Raw genomic sequence first — 25,532 nt, 5'->3', positions numbered from 1 at the left:
GAGCCTTCTATTTCAATAAGGAATGACTGACGAAGAACTTTTTAGAAAAGTTAAAGAAATCATCCATGATAATATGGAAAAAGCCAGTGAAGATGATAGCCCGGCTTATCATTATACAAGGCCAGCACCAGAACGATACCCGTATCAATTTTTCTGGGATACGTGCTTTCATGTTTTTATCCTGGTATCCCTGGGTGAAATTGAAATGGCCAAAAAGCATATTCAGAGTTTGCTTGGGCTTCAACGGGAAGATGGGTTTATAGGTCATATGATTTATTGGGATCGGTTAAAACCTGGTAGATGGGCTGACTTTTTTCAGTCTAAATTTAACTATAAGAATCTTTACAGAAGTCATATGAGTTCTCTCATCCAGCCTCCCTTACTTGCTCAGGCAGTAAGTAGAATTGTAAAGAATTCTGATAATCTGAATTTTCTAAAAGAGGTACTGCCAAATTTAAAGGCTTATTATGACTGGTTAGACAAGAATAGAGATTTTGATGGCAACGGTTTACTTACGATTATTTCTCCATTTGAATCGGGAATGGACTGGAAACCTACTTACGATGTTCCTTTAGGTTTTAAAGAAGGAAAAGCCAATACTAAGCTTTATTATAAAGTGATCTGGACAGACTTTCTCAATTTTATGAATAACTATAATTTGAAGAAGATATACAGGAAAGGACATTTCCTGGTGAAGGATGCCGGACTAAATACTTTCTATGCACAAAACCTTTTTTGTCTTGGTGAATTATGTGAGATGTTGGAGGATCCGGATGCAAAAGAATACTATTCCCGAGCAAAAGAAGTAAGTAAAAATATTGTGGAGGTTCTATATGATGAACAGGATGCTGCCTTTTATGACGTATATGGAAAGGAGAATATAAAAATAAAGGTAGAAACTCCCACCATTTTTTATCCACTGATTCTATCTTCTATTCCAAAAGGTATAAAAACTAAGGTCCTGGAAAGACATTTTTTCAGTAGTGAGAAGTTTGATACCAATTACCCCATACCCTCAGTAGCAAAAGATTCATCGGCCTTTAATCCTAAAGAATCGATCTACATATGGAGAGGCCCTACCTGGATCGTTAATAATTGGTTTCTTCATCAAATACTGGAGAAAAATAATTATACGGAAAGTTCACAAAAATTAACTCGGATTATAATTCAGTTAATCAAAAAAAGCGGATTTAGAGAGTACTATAATCCTTTTACCGGCGAAGGTTATGGAGCAAAAGATTTTACCTGGGCAGGTTTAGTTTTAGATATGATGAATACGAAAGATAAAAGCATAAATTAAATGAATTTAATCACCTGGTTTAAAAATCTATGGAGAGGTAGTAAGAAGGATTCACATCAAGAATTAAAAGATAAAACATATTGTAGTAAAAATAAGTTTTCAACGAATGAAATAGCCAAAGTGAATTTCGAACGCTCAAAAGAAAAACTTTTTAACGTAAATAAGTGGTCTATGCTACCCGAGCTGTCTGCGGAATTCCAACTCTATAATTCGAATGGAGATAAAACCAATCAGCTGGCGGTTCATAATTATATAAAAATAAATTTACCGATTCCCTCTCCCAAGAATTGGGTATATATTACTGATTTACGTAATGAAGAAGAGTTTGCAGAATTTACTGTGAGTCCTAGTGAAAGTCCCCTTGTAAAAGATAAATTAAACAAGGAAATAAAACATTTTTTTATAGATGAGGCTACAAGTACTTTTAGAGTATCTATAAAAGGATTGACTATAAAAGGTTATGAAATTGGTAAAAATGAAGGAATAAATAATGAAGGTGTTTCTGCGGGTAAAAGAAAATTATTCAATACCCTTTTGGCTAAAGGTGCCTGGGCTGGGTTTCAGAAACTACAATGGCAAAAATTGACAAAATATTTGGTTCACAAAATTGAAATAAAATAAGCAAGTAATGAGCTCAGAAAATGCTAAAAAGAAATCCAAAGGTTGTGTGATAATAACAGGGGCCTCTGCAGGTGTGGGAAGAGCCTGTGCTAGACGCTTCGCCAAGAATGGTTACGACGTAGGTCTTATTGCCCGGGGAAAAGAGGGACTTGAAGCTGCGGTTAAAGAAGCTGTAGAGTTCGGGGTAAATGCTGCTTATTACGAGGCAGATGTCGCAAATTATGAAGAAGTTGAATCTGCAGCCTTGTTTTTTCAGGAAAAACTTGGATTTGTAATATTTTGGATTAATAATGCCATGACGAGTGTTTTTAGTCCAGTTCGTAAAATGGAACCTCAGGAATATAAAAGAGTTACAGATGTGACTTATTTGGGACAGGTACATGGAGCTCTAGTAGCACTTAAATTGATGAATGAGCAGAATAAAGGTTCTATTGTATTTGTAGGATCGGCGTTAGCTTATCGAGGTATACCCCTTCAGTCAGCATATTGCGCTGCTAAACATGCCACTAAAGGCTTTGTGGATTCTTTGCGTACGGAACTATTGCATGATAAAAGTAATATAAATATTTCCATGGTACAGCTTCCGGCTCTAAATACTACCCAGTTCGGATTTGTTAAAACCAGATTACCTAAAAAACCCAGACCTATGGGAAAAATTTATCAGCCTGAGGTAGCAGCCGAAGCCATTTTGTATGCCGCTGAAAATACTCCCAGGGAAATTAAGGTTGGAGTATCAACCATAAAAACCATTATTGGTAATAAGATTGCGCCGTGGTACGCTGATCGTGTACTAGCCAAAAGTGGAATTGAGGGCCAGCAAACTAATGAGCCTGAAGATTCAAATAGGCCCAACAATCTGTGGAAGCCCATACCAGGCGATCATGGGGCACATGGGGCTTTTAATGACCAAGCATTAGTCTCAAGCACAGTATTACGGTTAAGAATGCATGGAAAATTAATCATTTGGATTGCAATAAGTATAATAATAGTAGTTTTTGTTTTAATTTTTCTATAACTAATCTTCTAGAATTGAAAATAATTTAATTTAGCGGGAAAAAATATAATCCAAGAAGATATCGTACTCGGATATAAACTTAATGATATAATAAAAATAAAAATATTCGATATCTTCCAGTAGAATAGGTCTGTTGGCAATAATTGCTATAATCTCCTTTAGATTTGAACCGGCAACTCTTCTCACTTGGAGACCTTTTCTTTTATATGTACTCAGTACTACCTTCAAAGTTTTGTTTAAAAATTTTAAATAGAATTCGATAGGTTTTACTGGATATATACTTCTTAGTATTAGTTCGTTTGAGATAGTGGATGCCTCACGGATATTAAAATATTCTATCATCTACTAAGTTCAGGAGTCTAATAAAACGACCTTTTTGAATTTTCTTCTAAATTGCATAGTATCATTTTATGTTTTACTGTTTCTGTAATTTATTTATTTAATCAATTCTTTTTGTTCGTAATCGTAAAGCATTCGCAATTACCGATACCGAACTAAAACTCATAGCCAAGGCAGCTATCATGGGTGAGAGTAACAATCCGAATACAGGGTATAGCACACCTGCCGCTATTGGAACTCCCAAAGTGTTATAGATAAAGGCAAAGAATAAATTCTGTTTAATATTGATCATTACAGCATCGCTTAGGTTTCGAGCTTTGACTATGCCTTGCAAATCCCCTTTGACCAGTGTAATCGCCGCACTTTCAATTGCGACGTCCGTACCCGTTCCCATTGCGATGCCCACATCGCTTTTTGCCAAAGCCGGGGCATCATTGATACCATCTCCAGCCATTGCCACGGATTTACCCTCAGATTGTAACTTTTCTACTGCTTTTAATTTATCTTCTGGCAGCATACTCGCCTTAAAATCGGCAAGATTGAGTTCGCTCGCCACGGCCTGTGCCGTATCGTGGTTATCACCCGTAAGCATTATGACGTCGATTCCTTTCTCCTGCAATTCCTTGATAGCATTGGCGCTGGTTTTTTTAATTTTGTCGCCTATCACAACATAGCCTGAAACCATACCGTCAATAGATAAGTATGAAACTGTTTTCCCTTGCTTTTGAAAGGATTGAGCTTCCTGTTTCATTTCAGATGAAATAGATGCGTTAGCATATTCCATCATCCTGTCGTTTCCTAAATCGAGTTTCTTGCCATCAACAGTTCCTTCTACGCCTTTTCCCGTTACTGCGCTGAAGTTTTCGGTTTTTGATATTTCGGTTTTCTGCTCCTTTCCGTATTTCACGGTAGCTTCAGCAAGTGGATGCTCGCTGGAACTGTTTAGGGATGCAATAAAATATAGAATTTCACTTTCGCTAAATTGTTTATCATCAAAAGAACCTACCTTCTCCACCGTGGGTTTTCCTTCCGTAATCGTTCCGGTTTTATCAACAATAAGAGTATCTACCTTGTCCATTTTTTCCAGAGCTTCGGCATTCTTGATAAGTACACCATTTTGTGCACCCTTACCAACACCGACCATAATAGACATTGGTGTGGCCAATCCCAACGCACACGGGCAAGCTATAATCAATACAGCAATGGCATTGACCAAAGCATACACATAGGCCGGTTCTGGACCCCAGATGGACCAAACACCAAAAGTTATTATCGATATAATAACAACAATGGGTACGAAATATCCAGAAACTATATCTGCCAGTTTTTGGATTGGGGCACGGCTACGACTAGCATCGTTTACCATTTTGATAATTTGGGAAAGCAAGGTGTCCGATCCAACCTTTTCTGCTTTCATAAGGAATGATTGATTGCCATTAATAGTTCCACTACTCACTTTATCACTTACGGTTTTGTTCACAGGAATAGGTTCACCAGTAATCATCGATTCGTCTACGGTAGTTTCACCTTCTGTAATCTTACCGTCCACGGGAATTTTATCGCCCGGTTTCACTCTAAGAATATCTCCTTTTCCTATCTGGTCGATGGAAACTTCCTCTTCAGTTCCATCTACTACTTTAATTGCTTTATTGGGAGCAAGTTTCAAGAGTTCCTTGACCGCAGAATTGGTTTTACTATGTGCCCGGGCTTCCAAAACCTGACCTAGCATTACTAGGGTAAGAATTACGGTAGTAGCTTCATAATAAACAAAGACGGTACCTGTTTCTGTCCTAAATTGTTCAGGAAAAAAATCGGGAAGAAGCATTCCAAACACACTAAATAGCCATGCCACCCCAGTACCTATACCAATTAGGGTGAACATATTCAGGTTCCAGGTTACAATACTGCGATAGGCACGTTCAAAGAACATCCAGGTGGCATAGAAAACAACCGGCAGTGAAAGAGCCAGTTGTACCCAATTCCAATATCTTTGCGACATTAGGTTGAAAAGGGGATTATCAGAAAGAAATTCACTCATTGCTATGAGGAAAATGGGCAGTGTAAAGGCGACAGCTATCCAGAACTTTTTGAGCAGTTTCTTATAGGTTTTTTCTTCTGAGGAAATATCCGGTTCCATCGGCACCAGATCCATTCCGCAGATTGGGCAGTCCCCTGGCCCGTCCTTAACAATTTCAGGGTGCATTGGGCAGGTCCATTGTTCGGACGTTGTAGCAGCGAGTTTTTGTTCCTCAACCAAATCCATTCCGCAGACTGGGCAATCGCCCGGCTTTTCATAGGTCTTGTCACCCTCACAGTGCATCGGGCAATAGAACGTTCCCGTTCCCTTACCTTTGGGTTTTTGCTTTTTCGCAGAAGCGGAATCCTTTTTATGATGATGCTTGCCCTGTTTGTGGATGGAATAAGTGCCCCCATCGTTTTTAAGGGCATCCTGGAACTTTTGCATAGGAATATGTGAATCCATTTCTATGGTGGCTTCTGCCTTCTCCAAATTGACAGATGCACTGGTTACTCCCTCTACATTGGTAAGTGTTTTTTCGACGTGATTCTGGCAACCTTTGCAGGTCATCCCGTGTATTTTATATGTATGTCTCATTTTATTTCTATTAATCATTTTTTGATGCTAATTTGGCCGAGAGTTCTAAAAAAATAGAATATCCCTGGCAATCATTACAATTTGGTTTTTCAACTACATCCATTCCCCAGAGGAGCTTTCTATTTTAAAAAGTAAATAATCCATTAGTATTTCTGCTTGATTTTTATCTATTACTTCAAAGGAAATATCGCCTCCCGCAGAATGGAAAATTAGGTCTGCCAGACCTTGTTTTTCATACCAGAGTGGCTGTGATATTGAAACAGATTGTAATTTCCACATTTCCAAATATTGCTTCTTTCTTCTCCATACCCCGGAATATTTTACGATAATTTCTTTTGAGATAGACAATTTTAAGGAACGAAAAAAGAGGAATTGATACCCGCCCAACAGAATAAGGTATCCTGCTATCCCCATAATTATCCATTCTAACCTGAAATTTAAATCATAATATCCTATGATAAAAGGAATGAGCACTAAGGGAAAAAGACCACGGATAATTTTTCTAAATAAAAAGATTCTATTTGGAACGATTTGAAAAATTCGTCTGATTTGGTCTTTATATATGTAGTGTTTAATCCTTGAAACAATTGTTTGAGAAATACCGGGAATTGTAATTACACTTTTACCAGGATTATCTGCGCTGGTTGCTAATAATATTTTCACCTTGTTAAGGTCAAGACGTTTTTGAATTGGGTTGCTCGAAATTTCCATCGATTGTACTCTTTTCCCTTTCAGGCTTACCTTTTTATTCTTTCTGAGCCCCATTTCCACCTGCAGTCCCAAATCTGTTTTTATTAAATTAAGCTTAAAATATTTTATAAAAGTATCGGCTACAGTAACAATCACTACCGCTAACAGTAATAGTAAAATTGTCCACGGAGTAATGCCAAAGTCATTATTCCTCACTACATCCATTTCGGATGGAAAAAACTGTTCTAAAAAAAGCTGATCCTTCAGAGTGAGATAAAATGTCATCAACAATAGTAGGCCGCGAATGTAATTGCTACTTAAGCCTAGTTTTAAAAGCTGGAAAATATTTAAAGAATATTGCCAGTTGAGAGCAGCCTCTTCTTTTTTATCCTGAGAGATTTTTTGATCTACTTTATCTTCTGTTTCGGTGTGGTTCATGAGGATTTCAGAGAGCTCTTCTGCCTTAGCCTTAGATAGCGCTTTAATCTCTACTTCCTCTTCTTTACTCCCGGCAGTATCAATTAAAATACTATAAACACCAATTATTCGCTGGAGCAGATTTCTCTTAAAATTTACCCGCTGGATTTTATCAAAAGGGAGACTTATAGTTTCTGAACTAAGAACCCCTTTTTGGAGTACAAATTCTTCTCTTTCTGGGTCAATGAAAAACGTAAATTTTAAGTAGTAAAGAATGCTATAACCAAGAGCAAGGACAAGAAGGATCAAGGCTCCAACTATAGATAGCATGATTGTTTGAGGGGTCTGTTCTTTCATGAAAAAGTAAATTCCCAGAAACCATAAATTTTTAACCAACTGATAGAGGCTGTTACCAAAAACTAGTATCACCCCTGCTTTTGCTTGTCGGTGCGGTTTATAGAAGTCACTTCTATTCATCGGAGGATATTCTTTTCGAAATTTCTTCCTTCATATTGTTTGCAATTTGCGGGATCAAACCGGGAATCGAAATGTCACTTCCAGAGCCACCGGCGGTAAAAAGCCTTAAAGTTGAAATTCCTAAAATTTTATCCGGGAAATCTCTTTCAATAGAAACATGTTGTACACGGTTAAAAGGAACTATAGTAGTTTTTTTGTATATAAATCCACGTTTAAAGATAATATCCCTCTCCCGTATAGCATAACCATTTCTTTTTTGTACTTGAAAGTTGCGATAGTAGGAACCCGAAAATATTAGCAAAACCAAAATCGCCAAAAATGGAAATAAATCCTTGTAAGTTTCCATAAGCGAATATGTAATACCAAGCCCAATAAAAAATAGTATTGCGCCAGCACTTGTGATTATATTTAGTTTAATTAAATACTTCTGATTAAGTGATGAAAGCTCAACCCCTCTGTACCTTGGGAGTGAATCTATATCCAATTGCCTGTTTTCAAAATTTACTGGATTAATAATGGCCATTTTATTGAAATTTAGTTTCCATTAATATTGGCTTGTACCTTCTTCGAATTGACCAATGTACTGGTTACATTTCTATATTGGAAAATGTTTTTCGAAGTGTCTTTACCCACCGTTGCAGGTAATTTTTGTATATGATATTTGTCTATTATTTATGCATTTATGTTTTTGTGCCTGAATAGGGGAAGGGTTTTTAACTAACTAATCACATCAATGAAAAGACACCCTTCCTCCCTCAGGACTTATAATTCTTTATCATGAAGCAACAGGGGAATATCCTGGATTAGTTTATCGACTTCTTCCGGGTTAGTACCATCGTAATATCCCCTGATCCTTTTTTGTTCATCAATTAAAATAAAGGCTCCACTGTGAAGCACCCCATTTGGAACCGTCGAATCTTCCAAGGCGGAAACCATATAATGCTTTTGGGCCATTTCAAAAATTGCTTCTTGATCTCCTGTTACAAAATGCCATTGATCATTGTTTATTTCTAGGTTTTTGGCATATGCTTTTAGAACAGGAACGCTGTCATGACTGGGATCAATACTGTGGGATAAAAATGCCACCTTGGGATTTCCTTTATATTTATTATAAACCTTTTGCATCTCGTTCTTCATAATAGGACATATTGTTGTACAGGAGGTAAAGAAAAAATCTGCTATATAAATTTTATTTGCAAATGTATTTGACGTAATTAAAAGGCTGTCCTGATTGGTGAAACTAAAATCCGGTATTGTTTGATAAAGAGTATCTTTTCCATTACTGGAAATCTCTTTATTGCCTAGAATTGGTAGTTTTTTACCGCTATTTTTACAAGAACTATAAAGACCTGCCAGTATTAAAATAATAATAATTGTAAATTTTAATTTCATTTCTTCTAAGTTTCAAAGATTATTATAGGTAGCCGAATATGTAGAATTTAACCCCATCATAGTCGCGTATTTTCATTGATAAAAACCTTTGCGTTTTCCTTGGAAGCGAAATAATACACCTCTGTAATTTCGTTCTCTGTGGGGTGAAGAATATAAGCTAAAGCTTTATCGACTTTTGTTTCACTTGTAGGGTCTACCGCATACCGCTCTTCTGGATGTTTTTGTATATAATCGGTACAACTTTCACAACATCCATAATAGGATCTATTTTCAATTGAAATCGATGGTATTAATTCAGCTCTATAGCTATTATTTCGCATACAGACCTCTTCATTTGCCACAAATTCATAATCAATGTCACTTTTTTCGTGAACGTCCGAATGGCCAAAGAAGAACATGTAAAAAGCTAAAAAAACTGCTGCTGAGAAAATTCCAATAAAAGATAGTAAAGCAATAACCTTATCCTTTTTGGTAATCCTGTTCTTTTGAGATTTATGTTTCTCTTTTATTCTTTTTCTATTTGGTTTTTTTTTATACACATCAAAAAGTTTTATATTATTTAAGCTTAGTGACAGAAAGCATTCGTCCAATTACAAAAACAAAAATGGGTAAAACGGTAAACTGTAATAGCGGTGTAAGCCCTACCTCTAACCATGGCACGATGGGCATACTTTGAGCATATTCCCAATGTCCCGTTGCTATGTGCCATCTTTCCAGTAAAATGGTCCCGGTTCCTCCCGTAACAATTATCAATAATATCTTACTTAAATTTAATTTGAGAGGCCAAAATATATTCCGATAAAACAATCCGAGTCCAAAGAGCATAATTAACGTGGTTAACATATCTGTAACTGCTGCTATTAGGCACATGGAAATATGGTCCCAAGTATATTGGTATCCTTCATATAAAGGACCATGTAGCAGTTCCCATGCAGTGTTGAGCACTAGTGCTGTTAAGGCTATGTTCACCATAAAGGCCGTATAACCAGATTTATTATCTACCTCATTTCTAAAATAGAAATACATTAGGCCAACGCCAAGTATCGAGATAGCGGGTAAAATAAGTACCGCCCATTGAAACTGCTCCATATCAGGTTTTTCTGTTTTTTCTAAGCAGTTTAATTATTAGATAAATGATCAAGGCAACTAACAGTATTCCACCTATCCAAACTGCCCAGCACATCCAGCAAAAACCATCCATTTCCATATCTCCCATAATTTTTATTTTAATTCTTACTCTATTTTATAGTTCCGCATCATGCCCATGTCCTCGTGTTCCAGATTGTGACAGTGATACAGGAACAAGCCCTTAAAGTCCTCAAAGCGCATGATTATCTTTATTTTCATTCCGGGCATGAGCAATACCGTATCCTGCCAGCCGTCATCTATAAATCCTTCCTTTACGGAATTCCACACGTCGGGATCCATATCAGATACATCCCTTTCCAGGATATTAAACTGGACCTGGTGTATATGAATGGGATGCGGCATTTGCATCATACCACCCTTCATCATGCCGCCATTTCCCATCATTCCTTTTCCGCCCATCATACCACCATCACCCATCATTCCACCGCCACTATTCAACAATTGCCATATTTCGGTGGTATTTAATTTTACGGTTTCTTCATCTGCGACTCCTGTCTCTTCCCAGGTCCTGCCATTGATCATCCATTGCATGCGCCGCATAAAAAATTTGAAGATCCTTGGATTATCTTCGTTTATGGCTTCGGAAGGGTCTATTTTATTGAGAGTAAGAAGTTTTTCCGGAAGTTCAATGTTGTTGTTTTCTAATGTGTCCAAAGTAATTTTTAGTACATCATATTCACTGCCCAAAGGAAGCGTAGTTCCCATATTGCCCATCATCCCCATATTCATCATCCCCGTAGAAAAGGGAAGGCTTTTCATGGTTAGTTCGGTTTCTTTGGGCATATCTTTTAAATCAAGCCATATATCCACACGTTCGGCCACCCCCAACATCATATAGGGCAATGATCGAGGCTTTTCCAAAAGACTGCCGTCAATCCCAATAACGGTGAGGGGAGTGCCATCAGACCAACCAAGTTTATAAAAACGGGAATTCGAAGCATTGAGGAACCTTAACCGATAGGTAGCACCGGCTTTTAAGTTTAGATTTTTATCAGGCTTTCCATTAATAAAAATCCGGTTCCCCATAAAGCCCATCATTTTATCCATTCGGCCCCTGTTCAGATAAAGGAGCTGATTTTCTTGATCAAACGCCCTGTCCTGGATGACAATGGGCATGTCGAATTCACCTTTGGGAAGGTTAAGTTTCTCTTCCTCATCGTCGCTGACTATTAGCATTCCCGCCAGTCCATTGTACACCTGTGGACCTGTACGACCGTGTGGATGTGGGTGAAACCAATAGGTACCGGCACGGTTCATAATCTCAAATTCATAGATATAGGTTTCCCCATTTTCTATAACATCTTTGGGATGGCCGTCATATTTTTCCGGCACGTGCATCCCGTGCCAGTGCACAATACTTTTTTCAGGCAACTTGTTTTTAAAACGAATCCTTACTTTTTGACCTTTGCGCACACGCAATATGGGGCCTAAATAAATATCATTTAATTGTTGTATTGCATCGTCGGCACCGGTATTTATTTTCGTCTCAAACATCCAAACCTTGGTGGAACTCCCTTGAAATAGGGGTATTTGACTTTCCTTTGCGGTAAGATCAATATCCAGGTCCGGTTCAAAATCAGGATCTGCACTTTCATTTTTTTTGGATGAAAGGCCTTCGCAAGCGTTGAGAAATGGCCACGACAGGAGAACAGCAGAACCCGTGCTTCCCAACTTTATAAACTTTCTACGATCAAGCGCTTTCATATCTATATTTGTTTAACTTTTCTACTTAATATACTTATTCCATAAGCCATATTTTTCCCGAATAGTGCCCTTGGGGAATGAAAGGAGCATAATAATAAGACCACTTATGCTACTGCTAATAGTGAGCGACATATTTCCATCATCAATAAACCAGGGGAATGCAATAAGTGCCAAGCCCAGCAGCACATTCAGATAGCGGAAGGTTCTCAAAACCTCTGCCATAGCCACTACTGCCATGACAACAACCAGGGCGCCCCCTAAATGATTTAGATCTGCCGCTTGGGTTTCTATTCCCACACCAAACACGGTAGGGGAGAACATTAGCCATAATCCCAATATTGTGGCAAGTGTTAATTGCCAGGGAGCGGTCATTCCCCAAATAGAGGATTTGAATACCTTCCAGGGACTTTCATGAAGTTCGACAAGTTCTGGAGAACGTTCATCCATGTGTGTGGTAATGGCATCACCTCCTTTCCAGAAAACCCTCCACATAGAATCTCCCTTCCGTTTTCTTTGTAGCATGTGCTGCCCCATAGCAATCACTTCATCGATCTGCAATGGAATCATGGGCAACATTACCGCTGCGGTAAATAGGCAAAGTGCGCACCAGGCACCCACCGTTAAGGGTTGCGATACCACTAAAAAAATACTTACAAATCCCAGAGGAATGACCAAAATACCAAAAAAAGTAACCATCCAGGGCATAGTTCTCCATCGGGAAGTAGCTCCCATAAAACCCATTAAAAATTCCAATGTGTACGCAAAAGTTCCCAATGCGGCATCGGATATCGGCCAGGAATGAGACATATCTGAATTTAGGACATTTAAAGTCCCATCCCCAAAGAACGGATCCCAGGCATATTCGACGTAGCCTAACTGAAATGCTGCCAAATACCGGGAACCTATCCATCCCATAAATGCAAGAACGATCATAATCCATCGTTGGGGCCAACTAGAAGGATTGTAAGACCACCCCGGTGGCAAATCACCACCCATTTTCATATACATAATCATATTGGGCATTCCCGGGATAAGTATGGTCAGGGCGATCACCAAGGCACCAACCATAGTTCCATTATAATAAGCTATGGCCGTAGGGGCCCAAAAAATCAATGGCGCCATGCTTATCCAAATTCCTATGAAACACGCGATCCAGACGCTGTAAGGCCTATTGGGTGTTAGCGAGCGCCAGCCAAAAAATACAAGTAACAACCCGCTTATGATGTCGCTCCAGCGCATTGCGGAAATACGGTCTGCAAGGGAAAGCCAGACATCCCTGCCGCCGCTGGGCGACACCACATTGCTTCCATAATCAAAAGTAAGTGGGGAAAAAATCATCCATACCCCTAAAAGTATAACCGCCCAATATACCCAAAGGGTTTGTTTATGGTGTGTGATCAACATCTCTTTCCGCTGCCCTGAATCCATTTTCATTCCATTTCCTCCCCCCATGTTCATATCGGACATTGGCCGCGTGACCCCGCGTTTTCCCATTTGTCCGTGTTTCTTTTCGCCTTTTTGGGAATTCTTATTTTTGGGGTTTTGTTTGTCAGTTGACATGATGATTTATTTTGGTGGGTTAATTTTATATCATTTTTTGGGGTCCTTTTCTTTTAAACCGGAAGGAGGTTTAAGGTCGTTTTCCTTGTACCATTTTTTTGGATCTGACTTTAGGTTATCTATTATCTTGGGAAGTGTGGTTCGCAGACGATGTTGTGGCTCCCAATCCAGCAATTTTTTGGCACGGGAGATATCCAGTTCCATGTGATCATCGGTCAAATCGACCATCCAGGGTTTGATAAAGGAATCTCCAAAAAGACCCTGTACCCACGCCCCAAATTTTGCAACGAATTTAGGGATCTTGTACGTTTTCCATTCTTTATCAAAAAGCAGTCGGGAGATTTGCTGCTGCAATTCGATAAAACCCATCGTATCGGGCTCACCCAGGTTGATTGTGATCTCCTGTTGGAAATCTTTTCGTTTTTCAATGGCTTTTTCAATGGCGTTAATTAAATCATCCAGATGTATGTACGGGTTTCCTCGTTCAAACTTTCCAGGGTAAAGATGACTGGTCAACTGGTTTTCATAAATTCGCTGAATCTGATTGGTTATCGGTATGGAATGACCTTCATCGTTATATACCCCTGCAATACGAAGGTTCATAATGGGAATATCACCTTTTTTATTATGCAGGATCTTTTCGGTATCTACTTTTGATTGGGGATAGTCCCATTTAGGTTCAACGGGGGAATCTTCATCTATTTTCACTCCAGGGGTGGTGGGCTTATAAACCAATAGGCTACTGGAAAATATAAACTGTTCGACCTCAAAACTCTGCAGCACCCTTAATAAGCGCTCGGTTCCTTCTACGGTTATTTTCTGGTAGAGTGGACTCGGTTCCCCGCTAAAATCATAGTAAGCCGCAAGATGTACTACGGATGCGATTCTATTGCCATAAGCGAAGCGGATACGCTCAAATGCGTTCTCCATACTTTCCTCGGAAGTAATATCAATACAAACACATTCGGCTGTAGTAGGAGGAAAGGGGTAACCTATGTTATCCAACCCTATTAATAAATATTTCTTTGCCAGTTCGTTTATAAGCGTGGTTCCTATTAATCCACTACTGCCACTTACTACAATAATATCTTTGTTGGTTTTTATAGCCGGTCCTTCCATATATTTATAGTTCTATATCTTCCTTACTTAATTTGCCCGTTCTTACTTTGTAAATTTCAAGCACTTCGGAAACATAAATAAGGCCTTCGCCCTTTTCGCCCTTCCCACCATGTTCATGAATCACCTGAACTATGTTTTCTACATCTTCTTTTTTACATACGATTTCCAGTTTGGACATTTTACTGTGGGCCAATGGAAAGCGAAGTGAAGGCGAATCACTTTTTTTAGTATAGTTTCCGGTACCCTCCGCTTCAGAAACGGTTAAGCTCTTAAAACCTTCGGCCCGCAAAGCCTGCATGACCTCGTTTGCCCTTTTTTCACGTATAAATGCTTTAACTTCCCTCATGGTTATTTATCTTGATTTTTCTTATTCATGGTAAGCATTGGTAAAATACAAACAACTAATAAAAATATACTTCCAAAGAAGAGCCAGTCACTGTGGCTCCGGATGTCTAAAAATGGCCAAATAAAAAAGAAGACCAGGACCAGTATGCAGCCCAGGATCATCCATTTCATCATCCGGTTCATTTTCATTGATTATCGTTTTTGTGCATCTCCATATTATGATCTTTCTTGACAGATTTTTCATTCTTATCCATGGAGTCCATTGATTTCTTATCTTTCATTTTATCCATCATATCCATCATTTTATCATTGTCCATCATCATCATGCACATTTTCTTGCACATCCCGTCATCCTCTGAGGCACCGTCCATCATTTTTCCCATCATCATATCCTTCATATGACCGTCCTTCATCATCATATCACCCATCATTTTACAGGAAGTCGAATCTTTTTTGGCATCCTTCATCATACGTTGCATCATCTCTTTTTTCAATTCAGGATCCTGCATTATAGCTGTATACACTTGTTCTTTCTTTTGATCGTCCTCCATCATTTTGGACATTGTTTTATTGTCTTGTGCATACAGGCCTGTTGACATCGTTACCGCCAAAACCAGTACTGTGATGGTGTTCTTCATTAAATTTTTCATTTTGTTGTAATTTATTAAGTGTTAATATTGAATTATTTTGAGTTTTCCCAGATTAAATTAATCTGATTTAAAATTTTTAACAGCCGTTCCAAGATCATATACTCTAGTGTCCGGAAGCATATTTTTTATCAGGCTTGCGGCTATGGCAGACCGATAGCCACTGGCGCAATGGACTACTACAGATTTATTAGTGTCAATTTTCTGCAATCCATCCTCCAATTCGGGAAGAGGAATGTGAATAGCCCCTTTGAAAATCTTTCCGTTTTCCAGTTCCGCATCATTGCGTACATCCAGAATCTGATAATCCCGTTTATGTGATTTGAAATGATCCACATCCAATTGTGGTTCCTTGCTTTTAGCATTAGCGAAACTTGTCAGGGCCGCTTTGATGTTTTTTTCATATCCAATCTTTGCGGTCTTCTCCAATAGTTTTTTCAGGATTTCTTTGTTTTCCGCTACGAGATAGAATGGTTCTTTAGGCGATAAAATAGTGCCCAACCAGGTTTCAAACTTACCACCGGCGGCTATATTTATTGCGCCCTGGTGATGACCTGATTTGAACTCTTGCTGGGAACGGGCATCGATGATCGCGATACCACCCTGAAATGTTTCATTTTCAGCTAAGGGTATGGAATTTATGCTTTCTTCAAATGAATCAGCACCATTTCTATTTAAGGAAACATCATGTTTGAAATATTTTGGGATGAAAGGCTGATCCTCCAGTAGAAAATCAATAAAAGTATCTTCATCCATAGGCTGTAATGCGGGGTTCCTTTTCAATTCGCGTCCAATCGTACTGGATAGGTCACTACTTATGTTTTTGCCACAAAGGGATCCTGCACCATGAGCAGGATACACTTCCACGTCTTTACCCAATTTCATCAATACGTTACGAGTTGAGAAATACATTTGACGGGCCATTTCTTTTTCCTGTGTGGCCAAATCCCCATCTTCTTCGCGAAGGTCAGGCCGGCCTACGTCCCCAACGAATAACGTATCTCCTGTAAAAACGGCCTGTTGGGTGTCCTGTTCATCTAAAAGCAAAATGCAAATACTGTCGGGGGAATGTCCCGGAGTGTTTAGGGCTTTCAATTCAATTTTGCCAAGTGCCAGGACATCATCCTGATCGAAGCTAATATGAGAATATTTGGCATCAGCAAACTTACTGGCATAAATAACTGCTCCTTTTTCCTTCTGAATCTGCAAATGGCTACTAACAAAATCGGCATGCAAATGGGTCTCAATTACTGCAATAATATTGGCATTGTGCTTTTTGGCAAAATCGTAATAGGGTTGGGGGTTTCTTGCAGGGTCGATCAATACTATTTCATCGCTGCTTAAAATAGTATAGGATGCGTGGGCTAAATCTTCATCGTAAAATCTTTCTATTTTAGCATTCATAATTATTCTACTGGGGGATAGTGCCTGAAGAAAGGGCAAGAAATCCTAATGAACCTCTTACCCTTCAACAGGACTTCCTATTACTTTTTAAGAGTTTCCTTTACAGAACCACATCCGGGCATTTTCTGCCCCATATATGGGTTTTGGATCTTTTCCTGCATACTTAACCAATTGGCACCTTCGCCTCCCATTGCCATGGGGCACCGATTCCAATAAAGTGTGGTATTGATTTCATTATCATTGACATCTTTATAAATTGCAGCCGACAATTTTTTGAAATTTTTTCGCTGTTCCATTAAATCAGCTGAATTCGCTATGGCATTAGCCATGGTGGTGAATTCCTTATCATTTTCCACCATGATTTTGGCGGCATCCCGGGTTGCTTGAAAATCATCTGCTACCAAAGCATTCTTAATTTCCATATAATATGCTATTCGGGCAGGAACGTCCTTTTGTTGGGATTGATTCTCCATATTATGTTCATTCATCATATTATTCATTCTATTATTCTCCATCTGATTCATGGTGTTTTCGTCACAGGCAGTAGTAAAACTGAAAAGGCCAAATGCTGCAACAGCCGCTAAACTTAATTTTATAAATTTCATTTTGTTAATGTTTAATGTTAAAAATTATACTGCAAAATACTGATAATCAGAATTTTTAATTTCCAAAATTTTGGATTTTTCTTATAAAATTCTGTCTAAGGAATTCCTAAAATTCAAACCCATGGATTTATAGTGCGAAAGGCTTACACCGGTTTCATTTTTAAATTGCATACTTAAATGGCCAAGGTTGCTATACCCAAGCATATGGGATATTTCTGTAAAATTATAATTTTGGCTATGGATTAATTCTTTCACTTTTTCGATCTTTAATTTTATAAAGTATTTTTCGATGGTAATTTCCTGGATATAAGAGAAAATTTTGCTCATACTCGCGTAATCCTGAGCCAGCTTATCCGATAAATATTTAGACATTTTTATCTCAATAGGATTTTCAGGCACATTCCCTACTAATTGAATAAGTAAAATTTTAATTTGTTCCACCAGTTTTTCCTCAGGGTTTTCTATTAAATCAAAATCATTCTTTTTCAATATTTCCCTTAGTTGATGTTTTACCACATCAGGGTTTTCGGTTTCAATTACCAAAATTCCCAGTTCCAGTGATACGATATTAAAACCCTCATCATTCAGTTTTTTCCTTATCAGTTTTATACAACTCCTACATACCATCTTTTTTATATAGAATTCTTTTTCCATGATTTTTTGAGTGTTAGTAAGGAGTTTAATTATTTGAATCTATTACCTGTTTCACTTCTCCACAGGATCGCATTGCCTCTTTCATAAAAGGGTTTCTTATTTCCTCGGATTGACTTAACCAGAAGGCACCCTTATTATTATTGGCCATTGGGCAATAATCCACATACAGGGTCTCATCGCCAGGTCCAAAGGATTCAACTATTTTAATTAAAGGCTGTGACAGGTAGATGAAATTTTCCCGTTTTCCATCTATGGAAGGGGCCTCCTGGCAAAGTTTCGCATGTTGCATGAGGAAATCCTTTTTTTCATCCCAAAATGTTTTGGCATCTCCTTTAAGTAGATTTCCGTCCAACTTGTTCAGGGATTCCATCAGTTCTGAACTGTACTTTTTGGTTGCATTAGCATCTGCCAGAACCAAACCTTCCTTTAAGGCAAGATAGGCTTCAATAACATCATCTAATTGCTGCCTAAAGGCTTTGGGTGTTTCATTACGAAAATCATAAGCCTTACCTTCTAGGAACTTCTCCGTGCTTACCTGACCCTTCTTGATCATTTCTTTGTCATCCAATTGGCCTTTGGCATTACCGCCCATATTCATCCCGGGCATTGATCCCCCGGGCGTACCACCTTCAGGGCTCATCATGGATTTTTTACCTTTCAGTTGAGCGGCAGCATCCACTGTAAAAGTTCCCTGGGTTACTATTTCATCTCCGTATTGTAAACCTCCCAATATTTCATATTGATCGCCTCGGGACCTGCCCAGCTGCACTTCCCGTAATTCAAATACAGGTTCCTCACCCTGAACCCTGATATAGACAACAGAGCGTTCCCCGGTCCAAAGTACCGCACTTTTTGGTACCGTTATGGTTTCGTTTCCATCGTCGCTTACTCCCATTACCTTTCCTTGAACAAACATCCCAGGCTTAAACAGGCCTTTTTTGTTCGGTAACACTGCACGAATCAATACCGTTCTTGATGCAGTATTCAATACGGGATCGATAAAGGTTATTTTAGCATTAAATTCCTTACCAGGGTAAGCATTTGTAGTGATTGAAATCTCCTGTCCTTCTTCAAGGTCGGCGATCTGGTTTTCATATGCATCGAACATTGCCCACACCGAACTTAGATTGGCTATCTCATAGATAGGCTGTCCCTGTTTGACGTAATCGCCCTCCTCAGCCATTTTCATGGTTACGGTGCCTGATACTGTTGCATAAACGGGAAAGTTTTCCTTAATCTTACCTGAGTTCTCTATGCTATTTATTTGTGCTTCAGAAAGTTTCCAGTACTTTAATTTATTTCTTACAGCCTTGTACAGTGCTGGCTGGGACTCCTTTAAAGACGCAGCTGTTAGTAATTCTTGTTGTGCGGAAACCAGCTCCGGAGAATAAATAGTCGCCAGTAATTCTCCGCGGTTCACCTGTTCTCCGGTGAAATTTATATAAAGCTTTTCTATTCTCCCGCCAAAATGAGAAACCTGTACAGCGTTTAATTCTTCATTTTCCGCTATCTTACCTGAAAGGACAAGGGTATTATTTTCTATCGTTCCCCCTCCAATAGTGGTTGTTTGAACATTGGCAAGGGCCATAGCGTTTTTCGTCATTTTAAACTGATCAGTTGTCAATCCACCCGAGCCTTCTTCAGCAGGAATTAAATCCATTCCGCAAATAGGGCAGTCCCCAGGTTCGGGCAACATTATTTGTGGGTGCATGGAGCAGGTCCACATTTGAGTTTCCCCATTTTCACTTCCGTGATCGTGTTCGCCCGAAACTTCGGCCGTTTCGTCACTGTTCACTGTTTTCTCTGATGAACCTCCGCCGAAAAGGAAATACCCCAGCACCAATCCACCGATCATTATTCCGATATATATACTATATTTTTTCATTTTGTTTTATATTTTTTATCCTTTCAGATTAGTTATTGTTACTTAGATAATTGATCAAGGCCATTTGTACATAATAGTTCCTGACCGATTCGATTCCATTGATCTGGAATTTTAATTGTAATTCCTGAACATCCAGCACATCGTTGAAATCAATAGTGGCACTTTCATAGCTTTTGATCAAAATCTCCTCTGCATCGTTCGCCTGTTTTAAATTGTCCAACTGTATCCTGTAAGCTATCCTTGCGGACTCCCTGTCACTTATAGCGGTTTCCAGCAATGTTTCCAGCTCGTTCCTGCGATCATCCTTTTGGGCCGTAATTTCCTGTTGCCTCAGTTCATTTATCTTTGTAATGGACTTATACCTGTTATTGAATATGGGTATGGATAGGGATACCATAGGCATCAAAATATCTTTGCCATTATCGTTGAAATCCATATTTGGACGTTCGGTTACCGCAACATAGTCCACACCAAAACCAAGGTCGGGCAGGGATTCTTTTTGGTTCAGAAACTCAGCCTGTTCCACAGATTCGTATAGTTCATCATACTTTAACAATTCAGGGTGGACGTTTAGATCCTCTAAAGAAATTATAGGATCTACTGAAGGAAGGCCCAACGAATCATATACCTCGACTTCCATACTTTCGTCACGGTTTAAAAGGTTATTGAAGATACTTTGCTCGGCCAAAAAATCCTGCCCTAAGACCTCCTTGCGCTCAACCAGTTCATTTTGCCGTATTTGCAGACGTAGTACATCAACCGCAGAAGCATTACCAACTTCCAAGGAGGTCAGGGCCAACCTCTCATAAGTGTCCAAAAGTTCTATGTTTTCTTCCAGTACCCGTTGCCTTGCCCTGATGGAGTACAAACGATAATAGGACTGGGACACGGAGAGTGCCAATTTCCTTTTGGCAATGGTAATGTCTACATATTCGGCTTCAGCCAAAGAGGCAGCATAGTTTTCCCTTGCCGTAATGGTCCCAAACCAGGGGATCATCTGCTTAACCGAGAACCTGGCTGTCTGGGCACCCGTTCGGGTTTCAGGTTCACTAACAAAATATCCCGCGCTAACCTCAGTATTGGGCAAAGTATTGACCTCGTTCACCTTTTCTTCGGCAATATTATAACGAAGTTCAAAAGCCTCTATCTCCGGATTGTTTTTTACTGCTACCTGAATGTAGGACTGTAAATCCTGAGCCTGCGTCTGGACCACGAATAGTAGGGCGATTATTAAAATTATATTTCTCATTTGTTTCTTCTTTTAAGTGCAAATTCTTTTTTCCAACTGAACAATACCGGCACCACAAAGAGCGTCATTAGAGCGATAACCATCCCTCCAAAACTAGGTATGGCCATTGGGATCATAATATCGCTACCGCGACCTGTCGAGGTAAGGATAGGCAGTAAGGCTAAAATTGTAGTAGCCGTGGTCATTAAACAGGGACGTATCCTTTTTTCCCCGGCTTCGACTATAGAGTCCCTAATTTCTTCTTTGTTCTCAGGTTCATTCCGATCAAAAGTTTGAGTTAAATAGGTAGCCATAACAACCCCGTCATCTGTGGCGATACCAAATAAAGCTATAAACCCTACCCAGACCGCCACACTTAAATTAATGGTATGGATCTGAAATAAATCTCGAAGATTTTCTCCAAATAAACTGAAATTTAGGAACCAATCCTGCCCATAGAACCAGATCATTAGAAAACCACCGGCAAATGCCACCGCAATACCCGTAAAAACCATTAATGAGGTGGAAACAGATTTAAACTGAAAATACAGGATCAAAAAAATGATAATCAAAGCTAAAGGCACTACAATAGAAAGTGTCTTTTCAGCACGTAACTGATTTTCATAAGTACCCGTAAAACGATAGGTTATACCTTTAGGAACTTGAAGTTCTCCCGAATCGATTTTTTCCTGTATGACTTCCTGGGCGTTTTCTACCACATCTACCTCGGCAAAACCGTCCAGTTTATCAAATAAAACGTAACCAATTAAAAAAGTATCCTCACTTTTAATTATTTGTGGCCCCTGTTCGTATCGAATATCAACCACTTCGTTAAGCGGAACCGGATTTCCCCCTTCCACAGGTACATAAATATTTTCCAGATCCTCTGGATCTTCTCTGAGTTCACGAGGATATCTTACTCTTACTCCATATCGTTCCCGACCCTCAACAGTTTCAGTGATCTGCATTCCTCCAATGGCAACTTTTAAAGTTCGCTGAACATCTTCTATGGAAATACCGTATCGATCTAAACGCTCCCGTTTTATATCAATAAGAAGATATGGTTTCCCTACAATCCGGTCGGCAAATACAGCTTCATCCTTGACTCCATCAGCCTCTTTAATTATTTCCTCCAGTTTGAGGCCGAATGCTTCAATCTCCCTTAAATCCTGTCCTTTCACCTTAATTCCCATTGGCGCCCTCATTCCTGTTTGTAACATCACAAGCCTAGTTTCAATGGGTTGTAGTTTAGGGGCCGAAGTAATTCCTGGTATTTTTGTAACCCGGACTATTTCATTCCAAATATCATCGGGAGATTCTATTTCCGGTCTCCAGTTTCTGTAATATTCGCCATCTTCATCTTCAATTAAATCATCGGCAGAAAGACTATAAGGATCAACCAGGTCCTCCTCAGAATATTTTTCATTTTCAATTTCGGCTTCAGAGTTAGGATTAATTGCAAACTGATTATTTTTTAAAATAAAAGCACCATTTTCATCCACCCTGTAACGTTGGCGCTCCCTTTCCGTATTCAGCATAAATTCAGATTTGTATTGAATAATATTTTCATACATGGAAAGTGGTGCAGGATCCAGCGCAGATTCAGTCCTTCCTGCCTTACCAACTGCTGTTTTCACCTCGGGGATGTTGGCTACAGCCATATCCAGTTGTTGCAGAATACGTTTGTTTTCTTCCACTCCGGCGTGGGGCATTGATGTGGGCATTAACAGAAAAGATCCTTCATTGAGGGAAGGCATGAATTCCTTACCTGTATTCTGCATGATCAATACTCCGAGAATAACTATGACCGTTGGTACCGAAAGAAATAAAATTTTATTACGCAGTGCCCATCGTAAAATACGGGTATAAAATCTTCTAAAGAGGGCGAAAGTACCCAGTAATCCAAATGCAATAACACTTACGAAAATGAGATTCCAAAAGATACTTTTTTCTACACCTAATGGTCGCCAATATGCCGCCAGTAAATAAACAATAGCGGTTGCAGAAATTACTATATTTATCAGATTAGAACGTTTCGGTGATATTTTCTTTTTTAATAGTAGAACGCCTGTAACACCAAACGCAATAAGTACTATTCCTAATATATATCCAAAGAAAAGCGCTATTATTCCCAAGGCTATTATTACGCTATTTACGGTTAAGCCTGCCATATTCTTAACATTCCTCTTTTTAAAAAATACTGCGGCGAAAGGGGGAATTAAAAATAATGCAACCACAAGTGAAGCCGTTAACGCCATGGTTTTGGTAAAAGCCAGAGGTCTAAATAATTTTCCTTCGGCACCAATCATTGTAAAAACAGGTATGAAACTAATAATAGTAGTTAAAACAGCTGTGAGTATAGCACCTGAAACTTCAGCGGTGGCATTGTAAACAATTTCATTTATTGACAGTTTCTCCCTGTCTTCCTCAAGATGCCGAATGATATTCTCCGACAAAATAACCCCGACATCCACCATAGTGCCAATGGCAATTGCAATCCCCGATAAAGCGACGATGTTGGCCGGAACGCCAAAAAGCTTCATTGAGATAAAAACCATTAACACAGCTACCGGTAAAAGCCCCGATATTAGTATAGAAGCACGAAGATTAAAGACCATGATAATGATCACCAACACTGTGATAAGGATCTCCATGGTAAGAGCTTCATTTAAGGTTCCAATGGTCTCCTGAATTAGCTCAGTGCGATCATAAAAAGGAACTATAGTCACCTGGGATGTCCTTCCGTCAGCTAATTCCTTCGTCGGCAATCCGGAGCTAATTTCATTAATTTGGTCTTTAACATTATTGATCACCTCTAAGGGATTTGCTCCATACCGGGCTACAACAACCCCCCCGACAACTTCTGCTCCTTCTTTATCCAGAATCCCACGACGCGTCTTAGGACCTAAATTTACCTTAGCGATGTCCTTTATTCTAACAGAGACATAATCTTCAGACGTTATAACAGTATTCTCTATGTCCTGAATGGATTTTATATAGCCCAATCCCCGAACCAAATATTCAGCCTTATTTATTTCCAGTGTCTGGGCACCAATATCTTCGTTACTCTGTCTGGTGGCTTTTACAACCTGCTCCAGGCTGATATTGTATTGACGCATTAGTTCAGGATCTACATCTATCTGGTATTCCTGTACAAATCCCCCAACTGAAGAAACTTCTGATACGCCGCTGGCACCGGAAAGAGCATATTTAACATAGAAATCCTGTATATTTCTTAGTTCATTTAAATCCCAACCTCCGGTTACGTTACCATCCTGGTCACGACCTTCCAGAGTATACCAGAATATTTGACCTAACCCGGTAGCATCAGGTCCTAGAGAAGGATTGACGCCATCTGGCAATAAACCACTGGGTAGGGAATTTAGCTTTTCCAGAATTCGACTACGACTCCAATAGAATTCTATATCTTCCTCAAAAATGATATAAATAGCTGAAAAGCCAAACATGGAAGAACTTCGAATGGTTTTCACGCCCGGTATTCCCAGTAGGGAGGTAGTTAGAGGGTAAGTTATTTGATCTTCAATATCCTGGGGTGATCTCCCATCCCATTTTGTATAAACAATTTGTTGATTTTCACCAATATCTGGAATAGCATCGACAGCTACAGAATCACTGGGCAATACTCCGGTGTCCCAATTAAAAGGAGAATTTACAATTCCCCAACCTACGAATAAGGCTAGCAGCAAAACAGCAACAAGCTTATTCTCAATTAAAAACTTAATACTTTTATTGAGCATATTATTGATTGTTAAGTAATTACGGTAATCGCGCTTAAAATTATAAGCAAAAAAAGATTAGCCCAATGCAGAAAATTCTGAAGGGCATGATGTAGTATTACTTAATAATCAAATTAGGAAAGTCTGATCAAGTAAAAGAATATCCTTGACCAGCAGTGGTGGAGTATAATTAGCAAAAGGAATAGTCTCCTTATCCCCAACTTCAAATAGGTTTACAAAAGAATAAGTAAAAGTTGCAACAAAAAGTTGTTGATCAAAAGTCAAAGATTCAACAGAATTCATTTGTAGATCATCCATACCTTCAACAACAAATTGATCACTGCTGCAACATGGCACTTCTGAAATCTCACAAACCTTAGAGAAGGAATCATCCGGCATCTCATTACACCAGGATGCATTATCAAAAAACGAATAATCCACCAAAACATCCGCACAGTAATTGCTTACCACAGTAAAAGACATTGTGGAAAGAAATACAATTAATGCCAGACTAATGGATAATATTTTTTGAAAAAATTTTTTCATTATGAAATGCAAATATACTTAAAGTAGGTATATAAACAAAAATTCAGACGAACAGGGTTGTTAAACCTTTCAAAAAACATTTTC

At 39.0% G+C, this 25,532-nt stretch carries 21 protein-coding genes; 3 read left to right on the top strand and 18 right to left on the bottom strand.

Going from position 1 to position 25,532, the window contains the following annotated elements; translation table 11 throughout:
* Positions 1-22 precede the first annotated feature (22 nt).
* The 3 genes from GRFL_RS17070 to GRFL_RS17060 are packed head-to-tail and all read left to right on the top strand — an operon-like array spanning position 23 to position 2,936.
* Complete coding sequence (locus GRFL_RS17070; protein ID WP_083645741.1) at positions 23-1,300, top strand: amylo-alpha-1,6-glucosidase; 1,278 nt, start codon at positions 23-25, stop codon at positions 1,298-1,300.
* Positions 1,301-1,921, top strand: coding sequence for a hypothetical protein (locus tag GRFL_RS17065; RefSeq protein WP_083645740.1), 621 nt, complete (start codon positions 1,301-1,303; stop codon positions 1,919-1,921).
* A 7-nt stretch (positions 1,922-1,928) separates the two neighbouring features.
* On the top strand, positions 1,929-2,936 hold the full coding sequence (locus tag GRFL_RS17060) for an SDR family oxidoreductase (RefSeq protein ID WP_083645739.1): 1,008 nt from the start codon (positions 1,929-1,931) through the stop codon (positions 2,934-2,936).
* 439 nt (positions 2,937-3,375) lie between these two features.
* Here the strand turns inward: GRFL_RS17060 and GRFL_RS17050 are convergent, their stop codons facing one another.
* The 18 genes from GRFL_RS17050 to GRFL_RS16960 all read right to left on the bottom strand — a co-directional run bounded on the left by GRFL_RS17050 (position 3,376) and on the right by GRFL_RS16960 (position 25,448).
* Entirely contained in the window at positions 3,376-5,889 is a 2,514-nt protein-coding gene (locus GRFL_RS17050; RefSeq protein WP_083646246.1) for a heavy metal translocating P-type ATPase, read from the bottom strand.
* Positions 5,890-5,982: 93 nt separating this feature from the next.
* On the bottom strand, positions 5,983-7,473 hold the full coding sequence (locus GRFL_RS17045) for a PH domain-containing protein (protein ID WP_083645737.1): 1,491 nt from the start codon (positions 7,471-7,473) through the stop codon (positions 5,983-5,985).
* The gene (locus GRFL_RS17040; RefSeq protein WP_083645736.1) at positions 7,466-7,996 is read right to left on the bottom strand and encodes a PH domain-containing protein; all 531 of its coding nucleotides are present in this window, start codon (positions 7,994-7,996) and stop codon (positions 7,466-7,468) included. The genes GRFL_RS17045 and GRFL_RS17040 overlap by 8 nt, the downstream gene beginning before the upstream one ends.
* 239 nt (positions 7,997-8,235) lie before the next feature.
* Complete coding sequence (locus tag GRFL_RS17035) at positions 8,236-8,865, bottom strand: SCO family protein (protein WP_083645735.1); 630 nt, start codon at positions 8,863-8,865, stop codon at positions 8,236-8,238.
* Between the two features lie 56 nt (positions 8,866-8,921).
* The gene (locus tag GRFL_RS17030; RefSeq protein ID WP_083645734.1) at positions 8,922-9,404 is read right to left on the bottom strand and encodes a hypothetical protein; all 483 of its coding nucleotides are present in this window, start codon (positions 9,402-9,404) and stop codon (positions 8,922-8,924) included.
* Between the two features lie 16 nt (positions 9,405-9,420).
* A complete protein-coding gene (locus GRFL_RS17025; RefSeq protein WP_083645733.1) occupies positions 9,421-9,954 on the bottom strand; it encodes a hypothetical protein in 534 nt (177 codons plus the stop codon).
* 144 nt (positions 9,955-10,098) lie between these two features.
* Positions 10,099-11,718, bottom strand: coding sequence for a multicopper oxidase family protein (locus GRFL_RS17020; protein ID WP_169833982.1), 1,620 nt, complete (start codon positions 11,716-11,718; stop codon positions 10,099-10,101).
* Positions 11,719-11,739: 21 nt separating this feature from the next.
* Positions 11,740-13,278 (bottom strand): vitamin K epoxide reductase family protein, encoded by a 1,539-nt coding sequence (locus tag GRFL_RS17015; RefSeq protein WP_083645731.1) that lies wholly within the window; start codon positions 13,276-13,278, stop codon positions 11,740-11,742.
* A gap of 30 nt (positions 13,279-13,308) precedes the next feature.
* Positions 13,309-14,397, bottom strand: a complete 1,089-nt coding sequence (locus GRFL_RS17010) for an NAD-dependent epimerase/dehydratase family protein (protein WP_083645730.1) — start codon at positions 14,395-14,397, stop codon at positions 13,309-13,311.
* 4 nt (positions 14,398-14,401) lie between these two features.
* Positions 14,402-14,743 (bottom strand): P-II family nitrogen regulator, encoded by a 342-nt coding sequence (locus GRFL_RS17005; protein WP_083645729.1) that lies wholly within the window; start codon positions 14,741-14,743, stop codon positions 14,402-14,404.
* 184 nt (positions 14,744-14,927) lie between these two features.
* The gene (locus GRFL_RS16995) at positions 14,928-15,380 is read right to left on the bottom strand and encodes a hypothetical protein (protein WP_139839208.1); all 453 of its coding nucleotides are present in this window, start codon (positions 15,378-15,380) and stop codon (positions 14,928-14,930) included.
* Between the two features lie 69 nt (positions 15,381-15,449).
* The gene (locus GRFL_RS16990) at positions 15,450-16,793 is read right to left on the bottom strand and encodes an MBL fold metallo-hydrolase (protein WP_083645726.1); all 1,344 of its coding nucleotides are present in this window, start codon (positions 16,791-16,793) and stop codon (positions 15,450-15,452) included.
* 80 nt (positions 16,794-16,873) lie between these two features.
* On the bottom strand, positions 16,874-17,398 hold the full coding sequence (locus tag GRFL_RS16985; protein WP_083645725.1) for a DUF3347 domain-containing protein: 525 nt from the start codon (positions 17,396-17,398) through the stop codon (positions 16,874-16,876).
* An 81-nt stretch (positions 17,399-17,479) separates the two neighbouring features.
* Positions 17,480-18,052, bottom strand: coding sequence for a helix-turn-helix domain-containing protein (locus GRFL_RS16980; RefSeq protein WP_083645724.1), 573 nt, complete (start codon positions 18,050-18,052; stop codon positions 17,480-17,482).
* A 25-nt stretch (positions 18,053-18,077) separates the two neighbouring features.
* A complete protein-coding gene (locus GRFL_RS16975) occupies positions 18,078-19,937 on the bottom strand; it encodes an efflux RND transporter periplasmic adaptor subunit (RefSeq protein WP_083645723.1) in 1,860 nt (619 codons plus the stop codon).
* Between the two features lie 28 nt (positions 19,938-19,965).
* Positions 19,966-21,186 (bottom strand): TolC family protein, encoded by a 1,221-nt coding sequence (locus GRFL_RS16970; RefSeq protein WP_083645722.1) that lies wholly within the window; start codon positions 21,184-21,186, stop codon positions 19,966-19,968.
* Positions 21,183-24,923, bottom strand: coding sequence for an efflux RND transporter permease subunit (locus tag GRFL_RS16965; protein ID WP_083645721.1), 3,741 nt, complete (start codon positions 24,921-24,923; stop codon positions 21,183-21,185). The genes GRFL_RS16970 and GRFL_RS16965 overlap by 4 nt, the downstream gene beginning before the upstream one ends.
* A 108-nt stretch (positions 24,924-25,031) precedes the next feature.
* Positions 25,032-25,448 (bottom strand): HYC_CC_PP family protein, encoded by a 417-nt coding sequence (locus tag GRFL_RS16960; RefSeq protein ID WP_083645720.1) that lies wholly within the window; start codon positions 25,446-25,448, stop codon positions 25,032-25,034.
* Positions 25,449-25,532 lie beyond the last annotated feature (84 nt).

Origin of the sequence: Christiangramia flava JLT2011 (assembly GCF_001951155.1) — a bacterium.
Lineage (GTDB): Bacteria > Bacteroidota > Bacteroidia > Flavobacteriales > Flavobacteriaceae > Christiangramia > Christiangramia flava.
Note: the sequence above shows the minus strand (reverse complement) of the source record. Positions and strands in the feature narration are given on the sequence as shown.

Excerpts from the sequence above, each read along its gene's own strand:
- GRFL_RS17070 (WP_083645741.1), top strand. The coding sequence starts at position 23 with ATGACTGACGAAGAACTTTTTAGAAAAGTTAAAGAAATCATCCATGAT.
- GRFL_RS17065 (WP_083645740.1), top strand. The coding sequence starts at position 1,301 with ATGAATTTAATCACCTGGTTTAAAAATCTATGGAGAGGTAGTAAGAAG.
- GRFL_RS17060 (WP_083645739.1), top strand. The coding sequence starts at position 1,929 with ATGAGCTCAGAAAATGCTAAAAAGAAATCCAAAGGTTGTGTGATAATA.
- GRFL_RS17050 (WP_083646246.1), bottom strand. The coding sequence starts at position 5,889 with ATGAGACATACATATAAAATACACGGGATGACCTGCAAAGGTTGCCAG.
- GRFL_RS17045 (WP_083645737.1), bottom strand. The coding sequence starts at position 7,473 with ATGAATAGAAGTGACTTCTATAAACCGCACCGACAAGCAAAAGCAGGG.
- GRFL_RS17040 (WP_083645736.1), bottom strand. The coding sequence starts at position 7,996 with ATGGCCATTATTAATCCAGTAAATTTTGAAAACAGGCAATTGGATATA.
- GRFL_RS17035 (WP_083645735.1), bottom strand. The coding sequence starts at position 8,865 with ATGAAATTAAAATTTACAATTATTATTATTTTAATACTGGCAGGTCTT.
- GRFL_RS17025 (WP_083645733.1), bottom strand. The coding sequence starts at position 9,954 with ATGGAGCAGTTTCAATGGGCGGTACTTATTTTACCCGCTATCTCGATA.
- GRFL_RS17020 (WP_169833982.1), bottom strand. The coding sequence starts at position 11,718 with ATGAAAGCGCTTGATCGTAGAAAGTTTATAAAGTTGGGAAGCACGGGT.
- GRFL_RS17015 (WP_083645731.1), bottom strand. The coding sequence starts at position 13,278 with ATGTCAACTGACAAACAAAACCCCAAAAATAAGAATTCCCAAAAAGGC.
- GRFL_RS17010 (WP_083645730.1), bottom strand. The coding sequence starts at position 14,397 with ATGGAAGGACCGGCTATAAAAACCAACAAAGATATTATTGTAGTAAGT.
- GRFL_RS17005 (WP_083645729.1), bottom strand. The coding sequence starts at position 14,743 with ATGAGGGAAGTTAAAGCATTTATACGTGAAAAAAGGGCAAACGAGGTC.
- GRFL_RS16995 (WP_139839208.1), bottom strand. The coding sequence starts at position 15,380 with ATGAAGAACACCATCACAGTACTGGTTTTGGCGGTAACGATGTCAACA.
- GRFL_RS16990 (WP_083645726.1), bottom strand. The coding sequence starts at position 16,793 with ATGAATGCTAAAATAGAAAGATTTTACGATGAAGATTTAGCCCACGCA.
- GRFL_RS16985 (WP_083645725.1), bottom strand. The coding sequence starts at position 17,398 with ATGAAATTTATAAAATTAAGTTTAGCGGCTGTTGCAGCATTTGGCCTT.
- GRFL_RS16980 (WP_083645724.1), bottom strand. The coding sequence starts at position 18,052 with ATGGAAAAAGAATTCTATATAAAAAAGATGGTATGTAGGAGTTGTATA.
- GRFL_RS16975 (WP_083645723.1), bottom strand. The coding sequence starts at position 19,937 with ATGAAAAAATATAGTATATATATCGGAATAATGATCGGTGGATTGGTG.
- GRFL_RS16970 (WP_083645722.1), bottom strand. The coding sequence starts at position 21,186 with ATGAGAAATATAATTTTAATAATCGCCCTACTATTCGTGGTCCAGACG.
- GRFL_RS16965 (WP_083645721.1), bottom strand. The coding sequence starts at position 24,923 with ATGCTCAATAAAAGTATTAAGTTTTTAATTGAGAATAAGCTTGTTGCT.
- GRFL_RS16960 (WP_083645720.1), bottom strand. The coding sequence starts at position 25,448 with ATGAAAAAATTTTTTCAAAAAATATTATCCATTAGTCTGGCATTAATT.